Here is a 25,073-nt window from a genome sequence, read left to right on the forward strand (position 1 = left end):
AATGTTGAAAGCGTGAAAGGAGACTCCTATGTCTAAATTTATGGTAATTGGTGAACGGATCCACTGTATCTCACCGGTAATTCGCAAAGCTTTTGAAGAACGTAATCCTGAACCAATCCTGGCTCGTGCAAAGGAACAACTGGATGCTGGTGCAGATTATTTGGATCTGAATATTGGACCGGCTGAAAAAGATGGTGAAGAACTGATGCAGTGGGGCGTTAAGCTCCTCCAGGAAAACTTTGATAATGTGCCACTGGCATTGGATACCGCTAATATGAAAGCCATTGAAGCAGGAATCCAGGTTTATGACCGCAGCGTTGGAAAGCCCATGGTTAACTCAGCGGATGCCGGCGAACGAATCGGTTATTTGGATCTGGCAGCCGCCAATGATGCCATGTGTATCTGTCTGTGCTCGAAAGAAGGTGTTCCTGGGGACAACGATGAACGGATTGCCTATTGCTCCGAGCTTCTCGAACGGGGCATGGAACACGGCATGGATCCCACGGACATGCTCTTCGATCCCCTGTTCCTGGTGGTCAAGGGAATGCAGGATAAGCAGATGGATATTTTAGAATGTATCAGCATGATTACCGAAATGGGTCTGCTGACCACCGGTGGCTTAAGCAATAACTCCAACGGAGCACCAAAGCACATCCGTCCAATTTTGGATAGTGCCATTATGGCCATGGCCATGCAGTGTGGTTTATCCTCTGCAATCATCAATCCCTGTGACAAGCGATTGATGGAAACCATCAAGGCTTGCGATATCATTAAGAATGAAATCCTGTATGCGGATTCCGTCTTAGAGTTGTAATTTTAGCTAAAATAGAATAGAGCGTCTTCGCGAGGGCATCGAAATGCCGGTGCAAAGACGCTCAGAGAGAACACATCTATTATAGCAAATTTTTAACTGTTTGAAAACAGAAGAATGAAGGAGATAAAATATGTCAAATGAGATGGCCAGTAAGTTATTGGAATTTGACCAGATAGCTGAAGCTTTATTAGAAAAGGCCGAAAAGGATGGCGCCGAAACCATGTGGGATCGCCGCAAGGCCTTAAAGGCCCAGTGTGGTTTTGGTGAAAATGGGATTTGCTGCCGAATTTGTGTCATGGGACCCTGCCGGGTTGGGTTGACCGAAGACAAAGGCGCACAGCGTGGGATTTGTGGCGCGGACCGTGATACCATCGTCGCCCGTAACTTTGCCCGTATGGTCTGTGCCGGGACATCCGCCCACTCCGACCACGCTCGGGATATCGTCCACGCCATGCACAATTCATCCGCAGATGGCCCCTTCAAAATCCGTGAAGAAGGCAAGCTGCGTCGCATCGCTGCAGAATGGGGTCTGGAAGATACTGACACCAAGGAAACCTACGCTCTGGCCCACGAACTGGCCGAAAAAGCCCTGATGGAATTCGGGAAGCCCTTTGGCACCCAGAACTTCCTGAAGCGTGCACCCAAGGTCCGCCAGGAATTATGGGATCGGGAACGGATCGCTCCCCGGGCCATTGACCAGGAAGTGGTTACCCTCATGCACTCCACCCACATGGGTTGTGCCTCTGACTACAAATCCATTTTAAGACGTGCCCTGCGCACCAGTATGTCCGATGGTTGGGGCGGATCCATGATCGGGACCGAATTCTCCGATATCATGTACGGTGTTCCCACCGAACGGGCTTCCCAGGCCAACCTGGGCGTCATCGAAGAAAACATGGTCAACGTCATGATCCATGGCCATGACCCGAATCTGGCAGAAATGGTGGCCGTGGCCTCCAAGAATCCGGAATTTGTGGAATTGGCTAAGGAACAGGGCGCCGACGGCATCAACATCGTCGGGATGTGCTGTACCGGGAACGAAATGACCATGCGTCACGGCATCCGCATCGCCGGTAACTTCTACCAGCAGGAAATGGCAATCTTAACCGGTGCCATGGAAGCCATCGTCGTCGACGTGCAGTGTATCTTCCCCGCATTGCCGGAATTATCCAAATCCTACCATACCCGCTTCATCTCCACCTCTCAGAAGGCGAAGATCGCAGGCGATATGTACATCGAATTCAATGAAGAAGATCCCATGGCCGTGGCCAACGAAGTCATCAAGACGGCTGTCATGAACTTCAAGAACCGCGACGCCTCCAAGGTGAGCATCCCCGAACTCAAATCCGATACCATTGTCGGTTACTCCGTGGAAACCACCATCAGTGCTCTGGACCGCGTGGTCAACTCCCAGACCGATGTCGCCGGCACATTCAAGCCCCTCATGGACCTCATCTGGGCCGGCGTCCTCCGTGGTGCCGCTGGCGTGGTCGGCTGTAACAACCCGAAACAAGAACATGACCTGGCCCACATCACCGTCATCAAGGAACTCATCAAGAATGATGTAGTCGTCGTCGTTACCGGTTGTGCCGCCCAGGCCGCTGCCAAGGCTGGACTCCTGACCTACGAAGCCAAGGACCTCTGTGGCCGCGGTCTGCGTGAAGCCTGCGAACGTGCCCATATCCCACCTGTGCTGCATTTAGGCTCCTGCGTGGATAACAGCCGTATCCTGGATTTAGTCAATCAATGTGCCAATGAACGGGGTATTGATGTCTGTGAACTGCCTGTTGTTGGGGCCGCTCCTGAATATATGTCTGAAAAAGCCGTTGCCATCGCGTCCTATGTGGTCGCTTCTGGACTCAATACCTATTTGGGTGTTACCCCCTATGTGGCTGGTAGCCCCAATTTCATGAAGGAAATGAGCGAAGGCCTGAAGGAGTACACGGGAGCTGGTTTTGTCTTTGAAACCGATCCAATGAAGATGGTTGATTTGATCATGGAAGACATCGAAGACAAGCGTGTCAAATTAGGAATCTAACCGAGGAGATGATTGCATGAAGATTGCACTGACGGGAAAAGGCGGTGTGGGAAAGACCACAATAACCGCTTGCTTAAGCCGATATTTTGCGGACAAAGGGTATGAAGTCCTCGCTGTAGATGCCGATCCAGATGCCAATCTGGGACTGGCCTTGGGGATGAGTGAAGAAATGATCGATTCTATCACGCCCATTTCAGAGATGAAGGATCTGGCGGAGGAACGGACCAATGCCACCACCGGTGGCTATGGTGCCTTCTTCAAAATGAATCCAGAGGTCGCAGATATTCCTGAAAAATTCTGCCGCAGATTCAACGGTGTTAAGCTTTTGACCATGGGAACTGTCGATCTCGGCGGATCTGGATGTGTCTGTCCCGAGCATGTGCTTCTAAAGATGCTCACGACCCATTTGGTTCTGTACGAAAAGGACATGGTCATTATGGATATGGAAGCCGGTATCGAACACCTTGGCCGGGGCACGGCCTCGGCGGTGGATGCCTTCATCACTGTAGTGGAGCCTGGAGTGCGTAGCATTCAGACCTATAAACGGGTATGTAAGCTGGCAGCCGATATCGGAATCCATCAGGTCTATGTCATCGGAAATAAAATACGGGGTCAGAAGGATCGCGATTTCCTCACCCAGCGTATTGGTGCGGAAAACATCGTTGGCTTCATCGATTATCAGGATTCAATCTCAGAGTCAGACCGGAACGAACACTCTCCCTACGACGTACCGGCAATCCGGGAAATGACCGCTAAATTGGGCGATGCCATTGAAACCATCGTCCAGGAAAAAAAGAAATAGCCATATTAACGGATGCATGAAGCACCCTTTAAGTATTAAGGAGATATTTATATGGAACGAAAAACAGTCAATTTGTTTGATGTTATATTTAGAGGTACGGCGGAGTACCAGACCCGTGCTGAAAAAATGGTGGCGGAAGCCTTGGCCACTAAGGGCGCAGATGCTCAGGTCAAGCTGCCGGATACCGCTTACGCTCTGCCCTGTATTTACGCCATTACTGGTGAAAAAATCACCACCGTTGGCGAATTGGAACACGCACTGGAACTTGGGCGGGAACGGGTTAACCGGACAACCATGCTGCAAAGTGCATTGGATGCTGGTGTGGCTTCCATTATTTTCTGTGAAATCATTCAGGCCATCAAATACCTGGATGGCAATCCCCACGAAGAATGGGTGGATGGTTCCTTAACCGATGCCGTCGTCCGTTCTTTCGGTGTCGCGCTGGTTACCCAGGATATCCCTGGTGTTGCTGTTATTATTGGGAAACACAAGGATCCGGAACAGCTGGCTAAAACCATTAAATCCTATCAGAACAAGGGTCTGCAGACTTACCTGGTTGGGGAATGTATTGATCAGGCCAGAGAACAAAATATTAAAATGGGCGTTGAACTTCGGGTTATCCCCTGTGGGTATGAAATTGAAGATGTCATCAATGTTATTTCTGTTGCGATCCGTGCTTCCATTATGTTCGGAAATACCCCGGCCGGGGATTGGGAAGCACACCGAATCTACACTCGTGACCGCGTTATGGCCTTTGTCAACGTCTTTGACGATTGGACAGACAAGATTATTGCAGCGGGTGCCGGCGCCATTGAAATGGGCTTCCCAGCTATTACTGAAACCTATATCAACGAAGTACCAACCCTGCTCCTCAATCAGCCGGATCTCACCAAGACCGATTCGACCTCTTTGGAAGCCCGGGGCATTAAGATTAAGATTACCGAAATTGACTGCCCAGTCTCCGTTTCCTCTGCCTTTGAAGGGGAACGTGTCCGTAAGGATGACATGAAGGCTGAATTTGGTGGAAACCGTACCAAGGCTTGGGAATTGGTCCACACCGTTGATTTAGGGGATATTGAAGATCACGCCATTGAAATCATCGGACCAGATATTGATGATCCAATGTTCGACGGCGTGGATGTGGTACGCCTGCCCCTGGGTATGGAAATTAAGGTGGCTGGTAAAGCCATGCAATCGGACTTCGAATCCGTTTTGGAACGTCGTCTCCACTACTTCTTAAACTATATTGAAGGCTCCATGCACGTTGGACAGCGTAATATCTCATGGATTCGTCTGACCAAAGAAGCCTTCGATGCTGGTTTCCGTCTGCGTCACTTCGGTGAAGTGGTTTATGCCAAAATGCTGGATGAATTTGGTAAGGTAGTCGATAAGGTTTCTGTGACCCTGTACACGAAAGAAGAAGATGTCGTTCGTTTAGAGAAAGAAATGGTTAAGCCCATTTATGACAAGCGTGATGATCGTCTGGCATCCCTGACCGATGAAAGTGTTGATCAATTCTATACCTGTACTCTTTGCCAGTCCTTCGCACCTTCCCACGTTTGTGTGGTTACACCGGAACGTTTGGGTCTGTGCGGGGCTGTATCCTGGCTGGATAGTAAGGCCACTAAGGAGCTTGATCCCACTGGTCCGGCTCAGCCCATTGAAAAGAAAAAGGTTATCGACGATCGTCTGGGTTCATGGGAAGAAGTCAATGAAATTGTGGCGAAATGTTCCCAGGGTGCTGTTGAAGCGGTTACCTTGTACTCCATCTTGGAAGATCCCATGACTTCCTGTGGTTGCTTCGAATGTATCTGTGGGATTATGCCAGAAGCTAATGGCGTTATCATCGTCAACCGTGAATTCCCGGATATGACCCCAACTGGGATGACCTTCGGTGAACTCGCCTCCATGACCGGTGGTGGGGTGCAGACGCCTGGCTTTATGGGCCACGGCCGTCACTTTATCTCCTCCAAGAAATTCATGGCAGCTGAAGGCGGTATCGAACGGATCGTTTGGATGCCTAAGGAGCTGAAGGATGATGTTGCAGAACGTTTGAATAAGTCCGTTGAAGAAATGACCGGGATTAAGAACTTTACCGATATGGTGTGTGATGAAACCATTGCCACTGATTCTGAAGCCGTTCTTGAATTCCTAACTGAAAAAGGACATCCAGCCCTTGAGATGGATGCGATTATGTAGGGGCACCTGCCTTTACAATGCATGATTGCTTTGTTTGACTGCCCCCTTTCTTAAGGGGGCTTTTCAATAGGTAGGTATGGACGTAATTCCAGTGGATTTTCTCGCCAGCCCCAATAGACTCTGTTATAATGATGATAAATATAATGAATAATGCAAAGGAGGCATTCTGATGAAAGAACATACGCACGAACACTTGCACAATCACGACCACGATGGAGGGGCACACACCCATGAGCACGTTCACACCCATACCCATGATGGTGAAACCCATGCCCATACCCACAGCCATGATCACGGCCACGATGGTGAGCATGGACATTCCCATGGTGCGGCGGGACGGGACCAGGAAGTCCTTGCCCTACTTTTGGACCATTGGGCAGCCCATAACCAGGACCATGCCGTGGAATACCAAAAATGGGTGGATAAGCTGACCGCAGATGGAAAAACGGATGTTGCAGGGGCCATTACCGAGGCCATTGCCCTCATGGCCCAGGCGGATGAGCATCTCCGTGCCGCTAAGAAGAAATTGACGGAAGAAGCGTAAAGCTTAAAACATATTGAACATCAAAAATACAGATTAAAGGAGAACAATCATGTGTGAATCAGCCGCTTTTTTTGTAAACAAACAAGGTAATGAAGAAAAGATAATGGATTATGTTATTGATATCCGTCCGTCGGAAGATGGTGGCCTGGTGTTATCGGACCTATTGGGTGAAACCAAATCCATCCGGGGACGGCTAAAGGAAGTGCAGCTCCTCCAGCATAGAATCCTCATTGAGGAAACCGATGCCTGAAATGGTGATTACGGTACTGGATGGCATGGGGGGCGGTATTGGAGCCCGGGTTGTGGAAATTCTAAAAGAAGAGCTCCCGGCTGAGGTGATGGTGTACGGCCTGGGAACCAATTCCCTGGCGACAGCGGCCATGCTGAAAAAGGGTGCGAACCGTGGTGCCACTGGAGAGAATGCCATTGCCTACAACGTCGCCCGGGCGGATGTGGTGGTAGGAGCCATCTCCATGATGATTCCCAATGGGATGATGGGGGAGGTTACCACCCCCATGGTCGAGGCCATCGCTGCCAGCAGCGCCATTAAAATCCTCATTCCCATCCTTCCGGAGGGGACAGCCATTGTCGCTCTGGAAAAGAAGCCTTTGTTGCTGCAAATCCGTGAGGCCGCCGATTTAATTAAAACGAAGTTAGAATCCGGAGGGTGTTTGAAATGAAGCCAGGGGATCAGGAATTATTTAAGGTACTCATAACCCATTGGATTAACCATCTGGAGGACCATAGGGCAGAGTATGTGGTATGGTCTGAGCGGGTAGCCGGAAAATATCCCGAAGTCTCGGCAGAAATTAATGGGGCATGGGAGATCATGAAGGCGGCTGAGGGCCGCCTAATGGCGGCAAAGGTCGCCTTTGACAAGGATCAGGCTTAAGATCGCCTCATGGGTTCGGAAAGGAAGACTGTATGGCGGATGGCAGTAAATGGCTCACCGATACACCAGAGATTGATAATCGTATTTCCAATATGATGTGGACGATTTCTGGAAATTATGATGACGGGGTCGATGCCGGAGAAAAGAGTCGGATTTCCCCGGAGGTCGCCCTGTACTACGGTATTACCGCTGGGGGGCGACGGCGGTTTATCCAGTGGGACCAGGTCAAGAAATTTGTGATTAGCCGGGTCCGGGCCGGATGTGATAAGGATACGCTTCTGGGGTTGGTGCAATTGGCTTCTGACAGCTATGTGGAAGAATGTATTATTGCCGAGCGTCCGGGGGTGGCCACCTTACGACAGCAGGCCTACGATTCTATAGCCGCTCATTTTTTGTTTCTCCACAGCGCAGATCTTCTGGAAAAAGCCCAGCATGCCACGGTGCTAAGAAAATCTGGCCGGAACCCCCAAATGGACACGGCCACCAGCAGGCTCCTATCGGCGGTATCCGAGGCGGCGGCCCAGAAGGACACCCGGGAAATGCTGCGCAGTCTGGAGAAAACCTATCTGTCCTTTTTTCCCCTATACCTGCCATCAGAGAATGGGGAAAACGCTGAAGAGCAGCGCCAGGCACAAACCAGTGATTTCAATGATTTCCTCCTGGATGAGCTGTACAGTGATGACGAGCTTGAGGATGTGGAAATGGAGCTGGAAGAACTGGCCGAGGCTTTATTTGAAGGGACTCTGGATGAAGGTGCGGGGGCTTTGGATGGAGGCCCGGCCCGGGTTTTAAGAATCCGGGAGGAGGATTTAGAGGGGATTTACCGCCAGGTTTCCCGTCATTTTGGAAATACCTATTTGTCCCCGGAGGAGCTCCTCATTCGCCAGGGACGTTTATGCCGGGGCATCCACGAAAACTGCCGGATCCATATGACCGACGGCGTGCTGCGGTCAGCCTGTGATAACGCCTTCCAGCATAGCTTTGTCACCCGACATAAAAATAAAAACAAATTGGTTTATGGTGAGAACCAGCGGATTTTTCGCCGGGCCATCCATAAGCTCACCGAGAGCATCGCTCGGACCCTGGTCCAGGAGGATGTGGTGGATGCCATCGCCTCAGATGCCGGTGCTTTGGTGCCCGGGCGCCTGTGGCGCATCGGGCGAAGCAATAACCATAAGGTCTTTGAACGCACTGTGGATAATACTAAGGGGCGGTATGTGGTGGATATCCTCATCGATGCCAGCGGGTCCCAAAGCCGGAATAAATACCGGGTAGCGGCCCAGGCCTACATCTTAACCGAGGCCCTCACCGGCGCAGGCATTCCCACCCGGGTCCAGGGCTACAGCAGCTTCCTGGATTTCAGCATCCTCAAACGCTTTAGGGACTACGAGTCCCCCCACGCGGCCAATGAGAACATCTTTGAGTACTTTTGCTCCGGGAATAATCGGGATGGCTTGGCCATTAAAGCTGCCACCTACGATTTAATCAAGCGTCCCGAGGAAAACCGCATCCTCATTGTCTTAAGCGACGGACGGCCCAATGATATCCAGGTGGGCAAGGGGCGCAGTACCACCATGGAGGAATCCTATCGGGGGCTAAACGCCGTGCGGGATACGGCCTTGGAAGTTCGTAGAGCCCGCCAGGCCGGTGTTATGGTCCTGGGAGTCTACACGGGGCGGGAACGGGATCTTCCGGCTGAAAAACTGATATACGGCGTGGATTTTGCCTATATCCGGGATATCAACCGGTTTTCAGAGATCGTCATCAAGTACATTCGGCAAATCATCACGATTTAAGAGGAATAAAAGGAAGAAGAATGGTATTAGCAGACAAGCTTAGAGAACAGCAGGTGGATGAATCTTTAATCCAGGCAGCCATGGCCTTTAATGAAACCAGTCCATTGGCCTCCGATCTGGCCGATCGCATCCCAGGGACAGAGATGGTTTTTTATGGAAAAGAAATTTGGGAGATGTGTATCGCCGCACTCTTAGAAGGGGAGAACATTCTCCTATCGGGGCCAAAGGCCACGGGGAAGAATATCTTAGCGGATAATTTATGCCGATTGTTTGGCCGTCCCCAGTGGAACACCTCCTTCCATGTCAATACCGACAGCACCAGCCTCATCGGAACAGACACCTTCATTGATAATGAGGTGCGGCTGCGCCGGGGATCGGTTTATGAATGTGCCGTCAATGGTGGGTTCGGGGTTTTTGATGAAATCAATATGGCTAAAAACGATGCCTTAGTGGTGTTGCATTCTGCCCTGGATTATCGGAAGATCATTGACGTGCCGGGGTATGAGAAAATCTCCCTGCATCCTAAAACCCGTTTTATCGGCACCATGAATTACGATTATGCCGGGACGAAGGAACTCAACGAAGCCTTGGTTTCCCGGTTTTTGGTGGTGGATATTCCCCGAATCGAGATGCCGGTTTTAATGAAGATTTTGGCCGATGAATTCCCCGATGGCCGCCCAGAGGCCTTAGAGCAATTCGCCGGAATCTTTGTGGATCTCCAGGAAAAGGCCTTCCATTCTGAAATTTCCACAAAGGCCGTGGATCTGAGGGGGATTATGGCAGCCCTTCGGACCATTCGCCGGGGCTTATCCCCACAGTTGGCCATTACCATGGGGGTAGTGGGAAAAACCTTTGATCAATACGAAAAGGATATTGTCGGCGATGTCATTGCCACCCGATTGCCCCAGGAGTGGGGTCCCGCCGATATTTTTGCTTAGAGCAGAAAATGGAGAACAAGAGGAGCGAACCAATGGATAAACAAACCTTTCGGAAGGAAACCCTGGCCAAGCGCAAGGCCATCTATTCCCCAGTGACCGATGCCCGGATCATCGATCGATTTTTAGCATCGACATATTATAAGGACTGTCACTGGATTATGGTCTACGTCAGCTTTGGCACAGAAATCAACACCCACGAACTCATCCGCCGGGCCCTGGCCGATGGCAAGCATGTGGTAGCACCCATTTGTGTGATGGCTGACCACACGATGATTTTATCAGAAATCCAGGATTTCCCGGGAGATTTAGAGGAAGGCCACTACGGCATCCTGGAAGTTAAAAAAGAATGCATTCGTCCCATCGATGCGAAAAAACTGGATCTGGTACTGGTGCCGGGTATGGCCTTTATGCCCGACGGCGGGCGCATGGGATTTGGGGGAGGCTACTATGATCGCTTCCTGGAAACCATCACCCCGGATTGCAAAACCCTGGGGCTGATCCGGGAGGATTTTATTTATGACACCATCCCCATGGACGCCCACGATAAACACGCCCAGGTTTTAATGACTGAGGATCGGATTATTGATTGTCAGTGATTTATCACAAAAATAAAAAGGGACTGTCCCGCAAATGAAATGAGCTCACAGATATCCATCATATAAATACATTTATGAATGTATTTATATGACGGACGTCGATTGCTGCTTTTTCCTTGTGGAACAGTTCCTTTTTAATTGCGTCTAAACCCCTTCTCCCGGCAAGGTCTGGAGGGTGCTGTACACTTCGGTGATCACTTGGCAGATGGTGTTCACATCCAGCTTTTGGGTATCTCCTGTAGTTTGGTGTGCAACAATGTAGGCCTTTGCTACATCAACGGCTAATTCTTTGTTAGATTTTTCGTCCATGTCCATGTCTCCTTTGGCATTTTTGCCATTGTAGCACCAAAAGCTTGAAGGTTTTATGAATAAAGACGAAATAACAGAAAGTATTAAAGATAACCGCTTATTTAACAGAATAGCTTAATCTAAGGTGTCCATTTCTGAAAGATAGCTGCTGTCCATAGCGCTGTGGTGCTCTGCTTCCTTTTGGAATTTTCCCACAGCGGTGACGGCTTTGCGGATGGGCATTAAGGTGCCGGCACCGCCAATACAGCCACCGGGACAGGCCATTCCTTCCAGGAGGTAGCCATCCCGTTTACCGGCCCGGGCAAGCTTCAGCATTTTCGCACATTCCCGGAGACCCTCGGCACGGTCGATCTTCACTTCCACATCGGGGTACAGCTCCTTGACGGTTTGGCCAATGGCATCCGCCACACCGCCGGCTACAGCGTAGCCACGGCCTGCTGAGGTGGCGTCTTCAATGGGGGTATCCGTATCGATATCTCCGAATTCCACGCCCCTTCCCACAAACATTCCCATGAGCTCTTCAAAGGTGATGACAAAATCGACATCGCTGCGTACCGTCCGTCGGCTGGCTTCCAGCTTTTTTGCGGCACAGGGTCCGATAAAGACAATGCGGGCGCCAGGCCGTTCTTTTTTTATGATTCGGGCTGTGGCAACCATGGGGGTCAGTTCCCCGGAAATATAGGAAGCCAAATCCGGGAAGGTGGTCTTGGCCATGACGGACCAGGAGGGGCAGCAGGAGGTTCCGATGAAGGGGTCTTCGCCCCGGACAACCTTATTGACATAGTGATGGGCTTCCTCAATGGCACCGAGATCCGCACCAATGGCCACCTCATAAACATCGGAAAAGCCCAGCTCCTTGAGTGCATCTTTGATTTTTTCGGGGGTAGCCAGGGGTCCGAACTGCCCCACGAAGGCGGGTGCAATGGCGGCAATCACCTCATCCCCATTTTTAATGGCTTGAATGAGCTGAAAAACCTGGGTTTTATCCGCAATGGCTCCAAAGGGGCAGCTGACCAGACACATACCACAGGAAACACATTTATCGTAATTGATCTTTGCCCGGCCTAAATCATCGCTTTCGATGGCATCCACGCCACAGGCAGCGGCACAGGGCCGATCATACTGGATGATGGCCCCATAGGGGCACGCGTCCTTACAACGGCCGCATTTAATACACTTCTCATTGTCGATAATGGATTTGCCGTTTTGGATCGAGACGGCTTTTACAGGACAGACAGAGGTACAGGGATGGGCCAGGCAGCCCCTGCAATTATTGGTGACCTCCAGGGCCTTTGTCTTGCAGGCATCGCAGGCAAAGGGAATGACATTGATGAGAGGCGGTTCGTACACCTTTTCAGCAATGGCGCTTTCCCGAACTCCCGTGGAAATAGGGGAGGGCCGATCCACGGGATAGAGGGGCAGGCCGATGGCAAGACGCAGGCGTTCCCCAACGATGGCTCTCTCCTTAAAAACACTGTCCCGGTATCGGGCGGTTTCTCCAGGAACAATTTCATAAGGGATTTCTTCAATCCGCTTGGCGTAGTCCACATCGTCATCATAAGCCATTCGGGCAATGGCGGCAAAAACGCGGCGACGTATTTCTGTCAGAGGGGTATAAATGCCTCTCAATTGATTCACTTCCTTCTTCTGTCAAATTAGGCCAGGGCCATAATATGGGCCATGACGGTTTCCATGGTAGCGCATTCGATGATGTTATCCCCAATCCGAACGATGGGGGAGTTTTTTCCGTGACCCGGCAGCCCAAGACAACTGACTGGTTTGATTTCAATACTACACTGGAGACCCGTAATATCCTGGACCTCCCCAAGACTTTCGATGGAGTCAATAATATCCATGGCTCCCTTTAAAATGCAGGCTGAGCAGACGCATACTTCAATCTGTAAATGATCCATACCATCCTCCGATAGTGTTAGTTTTTGAAACTGTGGATTGGTGCGGGGATTTTTCCACCGCGGTTGACAAATACGGAGCTATCATTACCGTTGACCGCCATGATGGGGGCCAAGCCCAGTAAACCACCGAATTCAGCGGATTCACCAAGGCCCTTGCCGTAGACTGGAATCAGACGGACGGCGGTGGTTTTATTATTGACCATCCCAATGGCCGCTTCATCGGCAATAATGGCTGAAATGGTGGTGGCCGGTGTATCCCCGGGAATGGCGATCATATCCAACCCCACGGAGCAGACACAGGTCATGGCTTCCAGCTTATCCAAGGTAAGGGCACCGATGGTGGCGGCCTCAATCATGCCTTCGTCCTCACTGACGGGGATAAAAGCACCGCTTAAGCCACCCACTGAGGTGGATGCCATAATACCGCCCTTTTTAACGGCATCGTTGAGCATGGCAAGCGCTGCGGTGGTGCCGTGAGCGCCGCAGTGTTCAAGTCCCATTTCTTCCAGGATTCGGGCGACGGAATCTCCGATTTCTGGTGTGGGCGCCAGGGATAAATCCAGGATACCAAAGGGGACATTCAGGCGTTCCGCCACGGTGGTGCCCACCAATTGTCCAGCTCGGGTGATTTTGAAAGCCGTTTTTTTGATGATTTCGGCCATTTCGTCAAAGGACGCATCTTGTCTCTTTTCCAAGGCCCGCTTGACAACTCCAGGACCGCTGACACCAACGTGAAGCACTGTGTCCGGCTGGCCAACGCCGTGGAAGGCACCGGCCATAAAGGGATTATCCTCCACTGCATTACAAAAGACCACCAGCTTGGCGCAGCCAATGGAATCGGCATCCCGGGTGAGATAAGCGGTTTGCTTGACGATTTCGCCCATCATTTTAACGGCATCCATATTGATACCCATTTTAGAGGAGCCCAGGTTGACCGAGGAGCAGACGCGTTCGGTTTGAGCCAGAGCTTCAGGGATAGAGTTGATCAGGGTGAGATCCCCACGGGTAAAGCCCTTGGGAACCAAAGCGGAAAAACCACCGATGAAATTGACGCCAACCTCCTTGGCGGCAGCATCCAGGGTTTGGGCAAAGGCGACATAATCGGTATCCCCGCTGGCACCCGCTACCAAGGAGATGGGGGTAACGGAAATCCGCTTATTGACAATGGGAATACCGAATTCTGTTTCAATCCGCTCTCCCTGCGTCACCAATTGTTCTGCACTTCGAGTGATTTTATCATAAATCTTTTTGCGGCATTTTTCACCGTCGGCATCGATACAGTCCAACAAGGAAATCCCCATGGTAATGGTACGGATATCCAGGTTTTCTTTTTCAATCATGCGGACGGTTTCCAGCACATCTTTAAACATTGCCATCGCTTTCCACCGCCTTAAATGGAATGCATGGCGTTGAAGATGTCTTCATGCTGGATGCGGATGGACATGCCGATGGTTTTGGAAAGGGCATCCATATCTTCTTTCAACTGGGCAAAATCGCAGGTGATGTTGGAAACATCCACTAACATGATCATGGTAAAAATCCCCTGCATGATCGTTTGGCTGATATCCTCGATATTGGCATTGTTTTCCGCGAGGATTTTGGAAACATTGTAAATGATACCGGTACGGTCATTACCGATTACCGTCAAAACTGCTCTCATACTTTAACTCCTTAAATAATACTTTTTCTATATATCTTATACTAAAAACCGAGGAATCACAAGGGGAAGGCGTGGTGTAACGGAATTCAGGAAATCAATTATAACCTTTTTAATGAAATAAAAACCATCCTATCTTGCGATGAAGTGGGGAAAAGTGGTATAATGTGGTAAATTATGGTGATTGGAGAGATGATTGTGGCAGATTATGTGCTTGGCGAGTATTCTTATGCTGTGGATAATAAGGGCCGGGTCATCATTCCGCCTAAATTCAGGGATTTTTTAGGGGAATCCTTCATTATCACCAAAGGATTGGATGGCTGCCTCTTTGTATTTCCAAAGAATGAATGGCAGCTTTTTGAGAAAAAATTAATGGAGCTGCCTCTGGCGGACCGGGATGCACGGATGTTTACCCGTTTCTTCTTTGCTGGTGCGGCTGAATGTACCCTGGATAAGCAGGGGCGGGTGATGCTCCCGGCAGTACTGCGACAATTTGCGGATTTGCAAAAAACAGCTGTGGTGGTGGGGGTAACCAATCGGATTGAAATATGGGATGAGGCCAAGTGGCAAAGCTGCACCGATATTGATGCAACGGATTTTGCCGATCGAATGGCTGCCCTGGGGATATAGGAGGAGCCTGTGAAAGGAAAGCACATTACTGTCTTATTACATGAAACAGTGGATAGCCTTTGCATTAAGGCTCAGGGAACGTATGTGGACTGCACCCTTGGGGGTGGCGGCCATTCAGAATTAATCTGTAAGGAATTGGGAGAATCGGGCCGGCTGATCGGTATTGATCAGGACACCTATGCCTTAGAGCGCGCCAGTGCGCGCCTGGCCCCCTATCTCTGTGAAAAGGTATTTGTTCACGACAGCTTTTTTAATTTAGATCGGATACTAAAGGAAAATGCCCCGGATGGTGTGGATGGTATTATCTTTGACCTGGGGGTTTCTTCCTTTCAATTTGACGATGCTGATCGGGGATTCTCTTACCATAACGACGGCCCTCTGGATATGCGCATGGACCGCAGTGCAGCCCTAATGGCGGCAGATATTGTGGCCACCTACGACAAGGCAGAGCTGGTCCGGGTTCTTAAAGAATTTGGAGAGGAACGCTTTGCCGGGCGCATTGCCGATCGGATTATCACCCAGCGGGAAAAGGAACCCATTGTCACTACCCTGGCACTTTCTGATATTGTCAGGGGGGCCTATCCCGCCAAGGAGCGGTATAAGGAAAAGCACCCGGCGCGAAAAACCTTTCAGGCCCTGCGCATCGAGGTTAACCATGAGCTGGACTATTTAGAGGATGCCCTGGCTGCAGGGATTCACCATCTTCGTCCAGGGGGACGGATGTCGGTAATCACCTTCCATTCCCTGGAGGATCGGCTGGTGAAGCAGTATTTTAAAAAATGCGAGCACCCCTGTACCTGTCCCCCGGATTTTCCGGTTTGTATCTGTGGTAAAAAGCCGGAAATCAAAGGGATCACAAGGAAGCCCATTGCACCCCCAGAAGAAGAGCTGGAGATAAACCGCCGGGCGAGGAGTGCAAAGCTGCGGGTGATTGAAAAGCGATAAAATCCATGAAATGAAAATTTGTTGAGGTGAATGAATGAAACGGAAAGAATATGGTTGGCAAATTTCTCAGATGAGCGGTATGGGCAATGTTGCAGCGGCCCCGGGAAGTTATACAGGCACCAAGCGGAAGGAGCAAGAGGCATCGGTCCGTCCCCGGAAAAGGAAAAGACCGGCCAAAAGCCGGGTCAAGGGGAGAAAAAACCAATGGGCTCTGACCACCACCATCAGCGTTGTGGCCATCATTGCTTTTTTACTCTGTGCCGGAATTCTGGTCCAGCACGCCGTTATTTCCAGTTTGGATAATGATGTGCGACAGCTCCAAAGCCAATACGATGAAAAAAAAGCGTTGAATGATAGTAAAGAAGGACAGCTGGTAACCAGCAGGGATTATAATCAGATCGAAGCCCAAGCCCGGGGCTATGGGATGACAGAGGCAACCGCCCAACAAAAGGTGAGCGAATCCGTTACCGCTCAAACCCTCCAGGAAAGTCCAGAGGCGAACACTGCGTGGTATGTGGGGCTGTTTGATTAGCCACCATTCATATAAATGGAGTTAGAATGGCAAAAAAGAGAAAAGTTAAAAAAAGTCTGAAGCAGATTAGCCAAAAGCGTCTGCTTTTCGTCTTATTCCTCCTTTCCTTTGTTTTGGTCTTTATCATCGGGAAGCTGATCTATCTGCAAATCTTTGATGTGGCGGATCAATATGAAGCCCAGGTCGATCAATCCGTCGATGAGGTGGAGGTATCCGCTTCCCGAGGGAATATTCTGGATCGTAATGGGAATATCCTGGTCCAAGATAGCTCGGCTAAGTCTGTGCATATCATCCCCCTGGATGTTGAAACCGGGAAGGAAAAGGATTTAGCTACCCTTCTTGCCCAAAAGTTGGGCTTAGACTACAAGGAGGTGTATGAGAAGGTTACGCGGTTAGAAAATGATCGGGTCGAAATGAAGAGTGGTGTCTCCCAGGATGTGGCAGATACCATCACCCAAAAAATCACCAAGGGAATTGCCTACAAAAATGGAACCCTTTATTGTATTCCGGATGAAATAGCAGATAGTGCCGCTGCTGCGGGTGCCATCAGTGATGCCACGGGGATGGAATACGATTCGGCTTTAAAATATCTGACCCGACGGGAAAACTCTCCCATTAAAATTAAAGGGAAGGTGGACAATAGCCTGGCCCAGGAAATTCTTGATAGTCAAAGCAAAAAGGATGCCGCTGGGAAAACAGAAAGCACCAACGGTATTGAGCTCATAGAGGATAGTCGGCGGTACTACACCAATGGTAATTTTGCCTCTTATTTATTGGGCTTTACCGATGCCAATTACGATGGCTTAAGTGGGGTGGAAGCTACCTGTAACGATATTTTAAGCGGGGAAAAGGGCATTGCCTATTTCCAGAAGGACGCCACGGGGAATACCATTCCAAGCCAAACAAAGATCATCAAGCAGCCGACCCAGGGAAAGAATATCACCCTGTCCATTGACAGCAATATACAGAACATGGCTGAAAAAGCGGTATCCAGCGCCATTGAAGAATGGAAGGCTAAAAGTGGCACAGCCATTGTTATGGAGACCAAAACCGGAAAGATCTTGGCCATGGCCAGCAAGCCGGATTATGATTTGAATGATCCCTATACCATCAGCGATGCCTTTAAAGCGAAAAAGGCTGAAGATCTGAGCGGCAAATCTGAAAGTGATCAGCTATCGGAAATGTGGAAAAATCCTGCAGTGGCATCGAATTATGAGCCAGGATCTACCTTTAAAGCTGTAACGGCAGCCGCCGCCCTGGAAGAAGGGGTGGTGAGCCCGGATACGACGGTGTATTGCTCAGGGTCCATTAATATTAACGGCGTGACGGTCAATTGTACGGGGAACCACGGTACCCAATCGGTAACAGAAGCCATTGCCAATTCCTGCAACCCTGGCCTGGTTCAGATTATCCAAAGGCTGGACCCCAATAAGTTCTACCAGTATGCTTACAATTTTGGCTACGGTGAAAAAACGGGGATTGAGCTTACCGGTGAAGAAGCCGGTCTGATCAGCCGCCGTTTTGACGATAGTGGTGCCATTAATGAGCTGGACTACTCAACGCTTTCCTTTGGACAAGGCTTGGCCACTACGCCAATCCAAAATCTGGCAGCTCTGAATTGTGTTGTCAACAATGGATATTATATGGAGCCTTCGGTTCTGGCGGATAATAATGATTCCGCCTTGGGGGTTAACGGAAAGCTAGGGTCTTCCAAACAAATTGTCTCTAGTGAGACCTCCAAGGAAATGCGGGATATCATGGTGAATGTCGTCACGGGGAGCAGCACGCTAAAGAATCTGTCTGAGGGATACAGTATTGGTGGGAAGACCGGGACTGCGGAAAAATTTGTGGATGGTGCTTATTCAAAAACGGCTTATGTGACATCTTTCTTCTGCTACGCACCGGTTGAAGATCCCCAGTATTCTATTTTGATGGTATTGGATGAGCCCAGTAGTGATGCATCCGGTGGGACGAGTGCCGCACCGGCTGCCATTGAAATTATGAAGCAAATTCTCGGAGCATCGGAATCCAGCGTGTCCAGTACAGGTGTCGGCGGGACCGTTGTCGTGCCGGACTTGGTAGGACTGAACCTTGAGACAGCAAAAGCGATATTGGATGAAAAGGGGATTGCCTATACGGTAAATCAAAAGGATCATGGCAGTATCGTCCTTAGCCAGAGCATTGATGCCAAAGGAAGCTATGCTGAAGGCGATACCCTGGCCCTGGATGTGGGAACCTCAGAAAGCATAGAAAATGGAAAGGTCCGGGTGCCGGATTTGACCGGATTATCGGTTCAGTTCTGCAACGAACTCCTCAAGGGCCTGGGCCTGAATCTAAAAGTCCAGGGGAGTGGCTTTGCAACAGGGCAAAATCCAGCACCTGGGTCTGCGGTTGATAAAAATTCTGATGTAACGGTAACCTTTGCCCAATAACCCTGAGAAAAGAGCTGGACCTTATCGAAAGATTTGCTATAATAAATAAGTTAAGCAAAAGAAAAATGAAATAGAAGGATGCAGATCGAAATGGAAAAATTTTTAGTCAGTGAGTTGTTGGATGTTTTCGATGGTCAACTGGAGCAGGAGGGGACGGTTCCCTTCATTACTTCAGCTTCCATTGATAGCCGGACCATCGCTCCTGGAGGATTGTATATTCCCATTATTGGAGAATCAATGGATGGGCATCAGTTTATTCAGAACGCCATTGATCACGGAGCGGTGGCGGTATTAACCCAGCAGCCAGATTGTACGGTTCCTAAAGAAGTAACGGTTATTCGAGTGGGTTCCACCAAGGATGCGCTTCAGGCCTTGGGGCGGGCCAATCGTCATCGGTACCATATTCCGGTGGTGGCAGTGACGGGCAGTAGCGGAAAGACAACCACGAAGGATGTCATTGCCGCGGTGTTATCCCAAAAATGCAAAACGATGAAAACCCAGGGAAATTACAATAACCAGTTGGGAGTGCCTCAAACTCTCTTCCAGTTAGATGGAAGTTACGGTGCTGCCGTTGTGGAGATGGGGATGGATCATCTGGGGGATATCCGGGAGACCATTGATGAGGTGACGCCCCACTATGCCGTTATCACCAATGTTGGGACAGCCCATCTTGAGTTTTTAAAGACCCAGGAAAATATTTTGAAGGCCAAGATGGAAATTTTAGAAACCATGGGTGAGGGAGACTATGCGATCTTAAATGGCGATGATCCTTACCTCAACCGAATTTCAGATACGCCCTACCGTATTATTCGCATCGGAATTGATTCCGATGCGTTGGATTATCGGGCTGAAAACATTGAATCCTCATCAGACGGGGTTCGCTTCACGTTGGATGGAGAGGCTTATCATTTTCGGTTTCCCGGGATTCACAATGTGTACAATGCCATGGCTGCCATCGTCATTGCAAAGGACCTGGAACTGAATCAGGAACAAATCCAATGTGGGTTTGATGCCTTTATACCCAGTGGAAACCGTATGAAGGTAGAAACCATTGACGGGATCACCTATATCGATGATTCCTACAATGCCAATCCAGATTCTATGCGGGCGGCATCAAATACCCTCCGAGCCATGGGTGGGGAAAAAGGACGCTGTATCGCCGTGATTGGTGATATGCTGGAAATGGGAGAAACCGGTTGGGAGATTCACCGCAAGGTGGGGGAAACCGTCGGAGAGATAGCGGATATCCTCATTGCCGTTGGGGATTTGGCAAAGGCCTATGTCCAGGGAGCGTCGGGGAAATTGCCTGTTGAGGCCATTCATCACTGCGAGGATGCTGTGGATGCTGCGCTGGTCCTTAAGAATATTGCGGTACCAGGGGATACGGTTTTAATCAAGGCATCCCATGGTGTTCATCTTGAAAAAATTATGACATCCGTAAAGGGAGAGGACTAAACGATGGGTATTGAAAAGCTAACGATTATCGCCTTTTTAGTCAGCTTTCTGTTTGTCTGGATCATCACCCCACATTTTTTGCCGGTGCTCAGACGCTTGCATTTTGGCCAGGCCATCCGTGAGGAAGGGCCCAAAAGCCATATGAAAAAGTCTGGGACGCCTACCATGGGGGGCATCGTCATTCAGGGTGGTGTTCTTTTCTCCATGATTGTTATGATGATTGCCACTGGTGCAGCCGTCTTATTTCCTGTGATTGTCATGCTCTTTTTCGGACTCATTGGGTTTGTGGATGATTATATTAAGGTGTCAAAAAAGCATAACTTGGGACTGCGGGCTTGGCAGAAGCTTGTCCTTCAATTTGGCGGGGCAGCGCTGATTGCTGCTTATACCGGACTAAACCCAGATATCGGCACTACTTTATATTTGCCCATTGGGGGCGGTATGGTGGACCTGGGGATGTGGTACTATCCCTTCACCTTTATCGCGGTGGTAGCGGTGGTTAATGCCGTCAATCTTACCGACGGACTGGATGGCTTGGCTTCTGGTGTTACTGCGGTATCCATGACCTTTTTTGCCATTGCGGCCATTGGCCTTAATCTTTTGTCACCGGCGATGTTTTCAGGGGCCCTCATTGGAGCCTGTCTTGGATTCCTGCGTTACAACAGCAATCCCGCAGATTTATTTATGGGAGATACCGGTTCCATGGCGCTGGGAGGTGGGGTCATTGCGGTGGCTATTATGACCCAGCTGCAGTTTTTTGTTTTAATCGCGGGTTTTGTTTTCGTCATGGAGGCTTTATCCGTTGTCATCCAGGTGGGGTATTTCAAAATGAGTGGTGGCAAGCGCGTCTTCCGAATGGCCCCGATCCATCATCATTTTGAATTAAAGGGCTGGAGTGAGACTCGGGTTGTCACGGTATTTTGGGTGGCGGCTGCCCTTTGCGTTGCTCTGGCATTTTTAGCATACGTCGCTTAGCTGTTATAATCCAGGAGGAAGATATGAGAGAAAAAGTATTGGTTATCGGAGCTGCCCGAAGTGGCGCCGCGGTTACACAGGCTCTGCTGGCCCGGGGTTACGATGTCATTCTGACCGACACCCGGGATACAGCGGCCATTATAAAGGAGTTTCCCCAGGTGGAGGACGCTTTAGCGGCCTTTCCAGCAGACCGGGTGGAAAAGATGCTGGGTGAACAGATTGATGCAAAAGGGATTTCATCCATTAATATGATTGTCGTGAGTCCCGGGGTTCCGTTGACCATCCCAATCATTAAAGCTGCGTTTGAGAAGGATGTCCCGGTGATCAGTGAGGTAGAATTAGCCTACCGCCTTTCAGAAGCCCCTTTTATCGCGATTACGGGGACCAATGGAAAAACGACAACCACCACCTTGACCGGTGAGATTTTCAAAGCCAGCGGCCGAGGGACGTATACGGTTGGGAATATTGGAGATCCCATTTCCAATTATGTGAATGATGCCCATGCAGAAGATGTTTTTATAACGGAAATCAGCAGCTTTCAGCTCCAAACTTGCCTGACCTTTAAACCGGTGGGGGCGGCCATTTTAAACCTTTCCCCAGACCATTTGGATCGACACAAGACCTTAGAAAATTATTACGAAGCCAAGGCCAGGGTGTTTATGAATCAGGATGGGGCGGATTTTATCGTGCTCAATGCTGATGATGCGGATGTCTGTCGTATCGGTGCGATGGCTAAATCCCGCAAAATTTATTTTAGTGCCGAAAAGCCAGTGGATACCGGGGTTTTTCTGGAGAACGGAAAGGTCATCCTTCGGGACGGCGGGGATACCCTGGTGTGCGCTGTGGAGGATATCGGCATTAAGGGGCCCCATAATGTCATGAATGCTTTAGCTGCAACGGCATTGGCTTATTTTGGTGGGGTATCGCTTCCGGTGATTCAAAGGGTTTTAAAGACTTTTTCAGGGGTAGAGCATCGACAGGAACGCTTTGCTACCATTGGTGGGGTGGAGTATATCAATGATTCCAAGGGAACCAATACCAATGCCTCCATCACAGCCCTGGAGGCCATGACGAAGCCCACCATTCTTTTAGCCGGTGGCTATGATAAAAATGAAGATTATACTGAATTTATTGAAAGTGTTAAGAAAAAGGTGAAGGCTCTCATCCTTTTGGGAGCAACAGCCGATGCCATTGAAGCATGCGCCCGCAAAAATGGTTTTGAAGCCATCTACCGTGTGGAAAATTATGATGAAGCGGTTCAAAAGGCTTGCGGGTTAGCAGCGTCTGGGGATGTTGTTCTCCTTTCACCTGCCTGTGCCAGTTGGGGAATGTTTGATAATTATGAGGATCGGGGCAGGCTTTTTAAAACACTCGCTGTCAAATACGGGAGTCAGTAATGAAACGTGGAGGGGTTGACCGGCCTTTGCTCATTGCTTTGCTTATTTTAGTAGGCTTTGGAGTTCTGATGGTTTTTAGCGCCAGCATGTACACCTCATCCGTTGACGGTAACAGTAGTGGGCTCAGTCTGTTTGCCAAGCAATTATTCTTCGTTGCATTGGGGCTGGTCATCATGTACTTTATTAGCCGGATTGATTATCGACGGCTGAATAATAAGGATCTTTCCTATTTTCTGATGGGTGCCAGTGGTGTGTTACTGGTGGCTGTTCTATTAATTGGGGTAGAAGTGAATGATGCCAAAAGGTGGATTTCTTTGGGATTTACGACCTTTCAGCCCTCAGAGCTGGCTAAGGTTTCCGGGATTATTTACCTGGCCGGCTTGATCTGCCGGGAGCCCAAGGTGCTGCGCGACAGCAAACAATTTGCCTTTCGGTGTATCGCACCCATTATGGTCTTATGTGGCCTGACGGCCATTGAGCCCTCGCTAAGCGCCGCCATGGCTATTGGGGTAGGGATGCTCATCGTACTTTTCCTTGGTGGGGTCAATATGAAGCGGTTTTTACCCTACGTACTGGTGATGCTCGCCGGTGTGGTCATTTTGTTGATTGCGGAGCCCTGGCGTTTGGAACGGATTCGCGTTATGTTTGGCCAGGGTACCGTGGACTATCAGATTACCCAGTCACTCCTGGCCATTGGGACAGGCGGCATCTTTGGAAAGGGTCTGGGGAACGGCATGCAGAAATATCTGTTTTTGCCTGAGCTGCAGAATGACTTTATCTTTGCCAATATCGGGGAAGAATTTGGCCTTTTGGGATGCCTCTTCGTAATCGGCTTGTTTTGCTTTATCATCATCCGGGGCATCAAGATTGCCAATTGCTCCCCGGATCGCTTTGGCTATCTTTACACCAGCAGCGTCATGATTCTTTTAGGCTTTCAAGTGGTGGTTAATATTGGCGTTGCCACCAAAGTTCTTCCTGTAACGGGGATGGCATTACCCTTTGTCAGTGCAGGGGGGAGCTCGATGTTGGTGCTTTTTGCGATGATGGGGCCAATTTTCAACTTATCCCGTCGGGTTAATTTAGAGAAAAGGAAAAAACACTTGTGAAGAAAATACTCATAGCGGCGGGAGGAACCGGTGGTCATATTTATCCGGGCCTGGCCATTGCAGATCAATTAAAGGAGAAACTGCCGGATAGCCACATTACCTTTGTGGGTTCTTATGTGGGGATGGAAAAGGATATTATTCCAAAATATGGCTATTCGATGACGTTTATTCGGGCCCGGGGCTTCGAACGGGAGCTATCTTTAGAAACCCTGGCCGCAGTGAAAGGGCTCTTTGATAGTATTCGAGATTCGAAGAAGCTGCTGGGAAGTGAAAAGCCGGATTTAGTCATTGGAACCGGGGGCTTTACCTGTGGGATGCTCGTAAAGGAAGCGGCTAAAATGGGGATTCCGACACTCATCCATGAACAAAACGCTTATCCGGGACGATCAAACCGAATGCTTGCCAAGGTGGTCGACCGTATTGGGATCAGCTTTAATGAAGCCCGGGATTATTTTCCAGAGGATAAGGTCTTTTTTGCTGGGAATCCTGTTCGGGGTGTCTTTAAGACCATTGACCGGGGAGAAATGCGAAAAGCCCTTCATCTTGGGGAGGATAAACGAATGGTCCTCGCCGTTGGCGGCAGCCAGGGTGCAGAGAGCATTAATCGGGCAATGGTTGAGTTGGTTGGAAAGGACACAGAGTCAGATCGGGTGTTTTATCATCTGACGGGGAAGGAACAGTACGATGCAGTCTGTCAAGACTATGCAAAAGCGGGCATTGCCATTGACGGAGAGCGCCTGAGGGTATCACCCTTCAGCACCGAGATGCAGGTGCTTATTGGCGCTAGTGATTTGGTTATCAGCCGTTCCGGGGCGATGTCCATCGCAGAGCTGGCAGCATCGGGAACCCCTTCAATCCTGATTCCCTATCCCATGGCAGCAGGCGACCACCAGCGCGTAAATGCCCAGGCGATTGTGGATCTTGGGGGAGGAATCATGATTCCAGATGCCGACCTTGAAGGCGGACGCTTGATGCAGGTGGTAGAAGATTTGTTGGCAGATCCTGTGGAAATGGAAAATATGGAGGCAGCGGTACGGGCCTACGGTGTCGTCGATGCAGATGCACGTATTGCCGATGAAGCCATGAGGCTGATGGTGTGAAAT

Annotated in this window: 25 protein-coding genes; 20 read left to right on the plus strand and 5 right to left on the minus strand. The window is 49.9% G+C overall.

The window, feature by feature from the left end; genetic code table 11:
• Positions 1-28: 28 nt before the first annotated feature.
• From acsE to BLW33_RS01515, 11 genes are all read left to right on the plus strand, one after another.
• Positions 29-814, plus strand: coding sequence for a carbon monoxide dehydrogenase/acetyl-CoA synthase methytransferase subunit (gene acsE, locus BLW33_RS01465; protein WP_090304396.1), 786 nt, complete (start codon positions 29-31; stop codon positions 812-814).
• A 130-nt stretch (positions 815-944) separates the two neighbouring features.
• Positions 945-2,852 carry an anaerobic carbon-monoxide dehydrogenase catalytic subunit gene (gene cooS, locus BLW33_RS01470; RefSeq protein ID WP_338070052.1) on the plus strand — a complete coding sequence of 636 codons (1,908 nt, stop codon included), beginning with the start codon at positions 945-947 and terminating at the stop codon, positions 2,850-2,852.
• 16 nt (positions 2,853-2,868) lie between these two features.
• Positions 2,869-3,654, plus strand: coding sequence for an ATP-binding protein (locus BLW33_RS01475; protein ID WP_090244403.1), 786 nt, complete (start codon positions 2,869-2,871; stop codon positions 3,652-3,654).
• A 51-nt stretch (positions 3,655-3,705) separates the two neighbouring features.
• Positions 3,706-5,853: an acetyl-CoA decarbonylase/synthase complex subunit alpha/beta gene (acsB, locus tag BLW33_RS01480; protein WP_090304397.1), complete on the plus strand. Its 2,148-nt coding sequence runs from the start codon at positions 3,706-3,708 to the stop codon at positions 5,851-5,853.
• 169 nt (positions 5,854-6,022) lie between these two features.
• Positions 6,023-6,397, plus strand: coding sequence for a DUF8180 domain-containing protein (locus BLW33_RS01485; RefSeq protein ID WP_090304399.1), 375 nt, complete (start codon positions 6,023-6,025; stop codon positions 6,395-6,397).
• Positions 6,398-6,446: 49 nt separating this feature from the next.
• The gene (locus tag BLW33_RS01490; RefSeq protein WP_090244396.1) at positions 6,447-6,647 is read left to right on the plus strand and encodes a CooT family nickel-binding protein; all 201 of its coding nucleotides are present in this window, start codon (positions 6,447-6,449) and stop codon (positions 6,645-6,647) included.
• Positions 6,640-7,077, plus strand: coding sequence for a DUF3842 family protein (locus tag BLW33_RS01495; protein ID WP_338070051.1), 438 nt, complete (start codon positions 6,640-6,642; stop codon positions 7,075-7,077). The genes BLW33_RS01490 and BLW33_RS01495 overlap by 8 nt, the downstream gene beginning before the upstream one ends.
• The gene (locus tag BLW33_RS01500; RefSeq protein WP_090304401.1) at positions 7,074-7,289 is read left to right on the plus strand and encodes a DUF8180 domain-containing protein; all 216 of its coding nucleotides are present in this window, start codon (positions 7,074-7,076) and stop codon (positions 7,287-7,289) included. Before BLW33_RS01495 ends, BLW33_RS01500 begins: the two co-directional genes overlap by 4 nt.
• Positions 7,290-7,321: 32 nt before the next feature.
• A complete protein-coding gene (locus BLW33_RS01505; RefSeq protein ID WP_090304402.1) occupies positions 7,322-9,085 on the plus strand; it encodes a vWA domain-containing protein in 1,764 nt (587 codons plus the stop codon).
• A 20-nt stretch (positions 9,086-9,105) separates the two neighbouring features.
• A complete protein-coding gene (locus BLW33_RS01510; protein ID WP_090304404.1) occupies positions 9,106-10,023 on the plus strand; it encodes an AAA family ATPase in 918 nt (305 codons plus the stop codon).
• A 32-nt stretch (positions 10,024-10,055) separates the two neighbouring features.
• Positions 10,056-10,619, plus strand: coding sequence for a 5-formyltetrahydrofolate cyclo-ligase (locus BLW33_RS01515; protein ID WP_090304406.1), 564 nt, complete (start codon positions 10,056-10,058; stop codon positions 10,617-10,619).
• Between the two features lie 144 nt (positions 10,620-10,763).
• On the opposite strand, the gene BLW33_RS14050 is transcribed toward BLW33_RS01515, so the two are convergent.
• The 5 genes from BLW33_RS14050 to BLW33_RS01535 form a co-directional block, all read right to left on the minus strand.
• Entirely contained in the window at positions 10,764-10,928 is a 165-nt protein-coding gene (locus BLW33_RS14050) for a hypothetical protein (RefSeq protein ID WP_176966575.1), read from the minus strand.
• A gap of 114 nt (positions 10,929-11,042) precedes the next feature.
• The gene (locus BLW33_RS01520; protein ID WP_090304407.1) at positions 11,043-12,557 is read right to left on the minus strand and encodes a 4Fe-4S dicluster domain-containing protein; all 1,515 of its coding nucleotides are present in this window, start codon (positions 12,555-12,557) and stop codon (positions 11,043-11,045) included.
• Between the two features lie 26 nt (positions 12,558-12,583).
• Positions 12,584-12,841: an NAD(P)H-dependent oxidoreductase subunit E gene (locus BLW33_RS01525; RefSeq protein WP_090304410.1), complete on the minus strand. Its 258-nt coding sequence runs from the start codon at positions 12,839-12,841 to the stop codon at positions 12,584-12,586.
• A 17-nt stretch (positions 12,842-12,858) separates the two neighbouring features.
• Positions 12,859-14,217: a PFL family protein gene (locus tag BLW33_RS01530; protein WP_090304412.1), complete on the minus strand. Its 1,359-nt coding sequence runs from the start codon at positions 14,215-14,217 to the stop codon at positions 12,859-12,861.
• A gap of 14 nt (positions 14,218-14,231) precedes the next feature.
• A complete protein-coding gene (locus BLW33_RS01535) occupies positions 14,232-14,501 on the minus strand; it encodes an ACT domain-containing protein (protein ID WP_090244381.1) in 270 nt (89 codons plus the stop codon).
• Positions 14,502-14,675: 174 nt separating this feature from the next.
• Here BLW33_RS01535 and mraZ point away from each other — a divergent pair, with 174 nt between their 5' ends.
• The 9 genes from mraZ to murG all read left to right on the plus strand — a co-directional run bounded on the left by mraZ (position 14,676) and on the right by murG (position 25,070).
• A complete protein-coding gene (gene mraZ, locus BLW33_RS01540) occupies positions 14,676-15,128 on the plus strand; it encodes a division/cell wall cluster transcriptional repressor MraZ (protein ID WP_242911559.1) in 453 nt (150 codons plus the stop codon).
• Positions 15,129-15,137: 9 nt separating this feature from the next.
• A complete protein-coding gene (gene rsmH, locus BLW33_RS01545) occupies positions 15,138-16,073 on the plus strand; it encodes a 16S rRNA (cytosine(1402)-N(4))-methyltransferase RsmH (protein WP_090304414.1) in 936 nt (311 codons plus the stop codon).
• A gap of 34 nt (positions 16,074-16,107) precedes the next feature.
• Positions 16,108-16,605, plus strand: a complete 498-nt coding sequence (locus tag BLW33_RS01550; protein ID WP_090304415.1) for a hypothetical protein — start codon at positions 16,108-16,110, stop codon at positions 16,603-16,605.
• 26 nt (positions 16,606-16,631) lie between these two features.
• The gene (locus BLW33_RS01555; RefSeq protein WP_090304417.1) at positions 16,632-19,037 is read left to right on the plus strand and encodes a penicillin-binding transpeptidase domain-containing protein; all 2,406 of its coding nucleotides are present in this window, start codon (positions 16,632-16,634) and stop codon (positions 19,035-19,037) included.
• A gap of 90 nt (positions 19,038-19,127) precedes the next feature.
• Positions 19,128-20,492, plus strand: coding sequence for a UDP-N-acetylmuramoyl-tripeptide--D-alanyl-D-alanine ligase (locus tag BLW33_RS01560; protein WP_176966576.1), 1,365 nt, complete (start codon positions 19,128-19,130; stop codon positions 20,490-20,492).
• 3 nt (positions 20,493-20,495) lie between these two features.
• Positions 20,496-21,467, plus strand: coding sequence for a phospho-N-acetylmuramoyl-pentapeptide-transferase (gene mraY, locus BLW33_RS01565; protein ID WP_090304420.1), 972 nt, complete (start codon positions 20,496-20,498; stop codon positions 21,465-21,467).
• Positions 21,468-21,490: 23 nt separating this feature from the next.
• Positions 21,491-22,864: a UDP-N-acetylmuramoyl-L-alanine--D-glutamate ligase gene (murD, locus tag BLW33_RS01570; RefSeq protein WP_090304422.1), complete on the plus strand. Its 1,374-nt coding sequence runs from the start codon at positions 21,491-21,493 to the stop codon at positions 22,862-22,864.
• Positions 22,864-23,970 (plus strand): FtsW/RodA/SpoVE family cell cycle protein, encoded by a 1,107-nt coding sequence (locus BLW33_RS01575; RefSeq protein ID WP_090304424.1) that lies wholly within the window; start codon positions 22,864-22,866, stop codon positions 23,968-23,970. Before murD ends, BLW33_RS01575 begins: the two co-directional genes overlap by 1 nt.
• A complete protein-coding gene (gene murG / locus BLW33_RS01580; RefSeq protein ID WP_090304427.1) occupies positions 23,967-25,070 on the plus strand; it encodes an undecaprenyldiphospho-muramoylpentapeptide beta-N-acetylglucosaminyltransferase in 1,104 nt (367 codons plus the stop codon). Before BLW33_RS01575 ends, murG begins: the two co-directional genes overlap by 4 nt.
• Positions 25,071-25,073 lie beyond the last annotated feature (3 nt).

The organism is Eubacterium aggregans (assembly GCF_900107815.1).
GTDB lineage: Bacteria > Bacillota > Clostridia > Eubacteriales > Eubacteriaceae > Eubacterium_O > Eubacterium_O aggregans.

Excerpts from the sequence above, each read along its gene's own strand:
- acsE (WP_090304396.1), top strand. The coding sequence starts at position 29 with ATGTCTAAATTTATGGTAATTGGTGAACGGATCCACTGTATCTCACCG.
- cooS (WP_338070052.1), top strand. The coding sequence starts at position 945 with ATGTCAAATGAGATGGCCAGTAAGTTATTGGAATTTGACCAGATAGCT.
- BLW33_RS01475 (WP_090244403.1), top strand. The coding sequence starts at position 2,869 with ATGAAGATTGCACTGACGGGAAAAGGCGGTGTGGGAAAGACCACAATA.
- acsB (WP_090304397.1), top strand. The coding sequence starts at position 3,706 with ATGGAACGAAAAACAGTCAATTTGTTTGATGTTATATTTAGAGGTACG.
- BLW33_RS01485 (WP_090304399.1), top strand. The coding sequence starts at position 6,023 with ATGAAAGAACATACGCACGAACACTTGCACAATCACGACCACGATGGA.
- BLW33_RS01490 (WP_090244396.1), top strand. The coding sequence starts at position 6,447 with ATGTGTGAATCAGCCGCTTTTTTTGTAAACAAACAAGGTAATGAAGAA.
- BLW33_RS01495 (WP_338070051.1), top strand. The coding sequence starts at position 6,640 with ATGCCTGAAATGGTGATTACGGTACTGGATGGCATGGGGGGCGGTATT.
- BLW33_RS01500 (WP_090304401.1), top strand. The coding sequence starts at position 7,074 with ATGAAGCCAGGGGATCAGGAATTATTTAAGGTACTCATAACCCATTGG.
- BLW33_RS01505 (WP_090304402.1), top strand. The coding sequence starts at position 7,322 with ATGGCGGATGGCAGTAAATGGCTCACCGATACACCAGAGATTGATAAT.
- BLW33_RS01510 (WP_090304404.1), top strand. The coding sequence starts at position 9,106 with ATGGTATTAGCAGACAAGCTTAGAGAACAGCAGGTGGATGAATCTTTA.
- BLW33_RS01515 (WP_090304406.1), top strand. The coding sequence starts at position 10,056 with ATGGATAAACAAACCTTTCGGAAGGAAACCCTGGCCAAGCGCAAGGCC.
- BLW33_RS14050 (WP_176966575.1), bottom strand. The coding sequence starts at position 10,928 with ATGGACGAAAAATCTAACAAAGAATTAGCCGTTGATGTAGCAAAGGCC.
- BLW33_RS01525 (WP_090304410.1), bottom strand. The coding sequence starts at position 12,841 with ATGGATCATTTACAGATTGAAGTATGCGTCTGCTCAGCCTGCATTTTA.
- BLW33_RS01530 (WP_090304412.1), bottom strand. The coding sequence starts at position 14,217 with ATGGCAATGTTTAAAGATGTGCTGGAAACCGTCCGCATGATTGAAAAA.
- BLW33_RS01535 (WP_090244381.1), bottom strand. The coding sequence starts at position 14,501 with ATGAGAGCAGTTTTGACGGTAATCGGTAATGACCGTACCGGTATCATT.
- mraZ (WP_242911559.1), top strand. The coding sequence starts at position 14,676 with ATGGTGATTGGAGAGATGATTGTGGCAGATTATGTGCTTGGCGAGTAT.
- BLW33_RS01550 (WP_090304415.1), top strand. The coding sequence starts at position 16,108 with ATGAAACGGAAAGAATATGGTTGGCAAATTTCTCAGATGAGCGGTATG.
- BLW33_RS01555 (WP_090304417.1), top strand. The coding sequence starts at position 16,632 with ATGGCAAAAAAGAGAAAAGTTAAAAAAAGTCTGAAGCAGATTAGCCAA.
- BLW33_RS01560 (WP_176966576.1), top strand. The coding sequence starts at position 19,128 with ATGGAAAAATTTTTAGTCAGTGAGTTGTTGGATGTTTTCGATGGTCAA.
- mraY (WP_090304420.1), top strand. The coding sequence starts at position 20,496 with ATGGGTATTGAAAAGCTAACGATTATCGCCTTTTTAGTCAGCTTTCTG.
- murD (WP_090304422.1), top strand. The coding sequence starts at position 21,491 with ATGAGAGAAAAAGTATTGGTTATCGGAGCTGCCCGAAGTGGCGCCGCG.
- BLW33_RS01575 (WP_090304424.1), top strand. The coding sequence starts at position 22,864 with ATGAAACGTGGAGGGGTTGACCGGCCTTTGCTCATTGCTTTGCTTATT.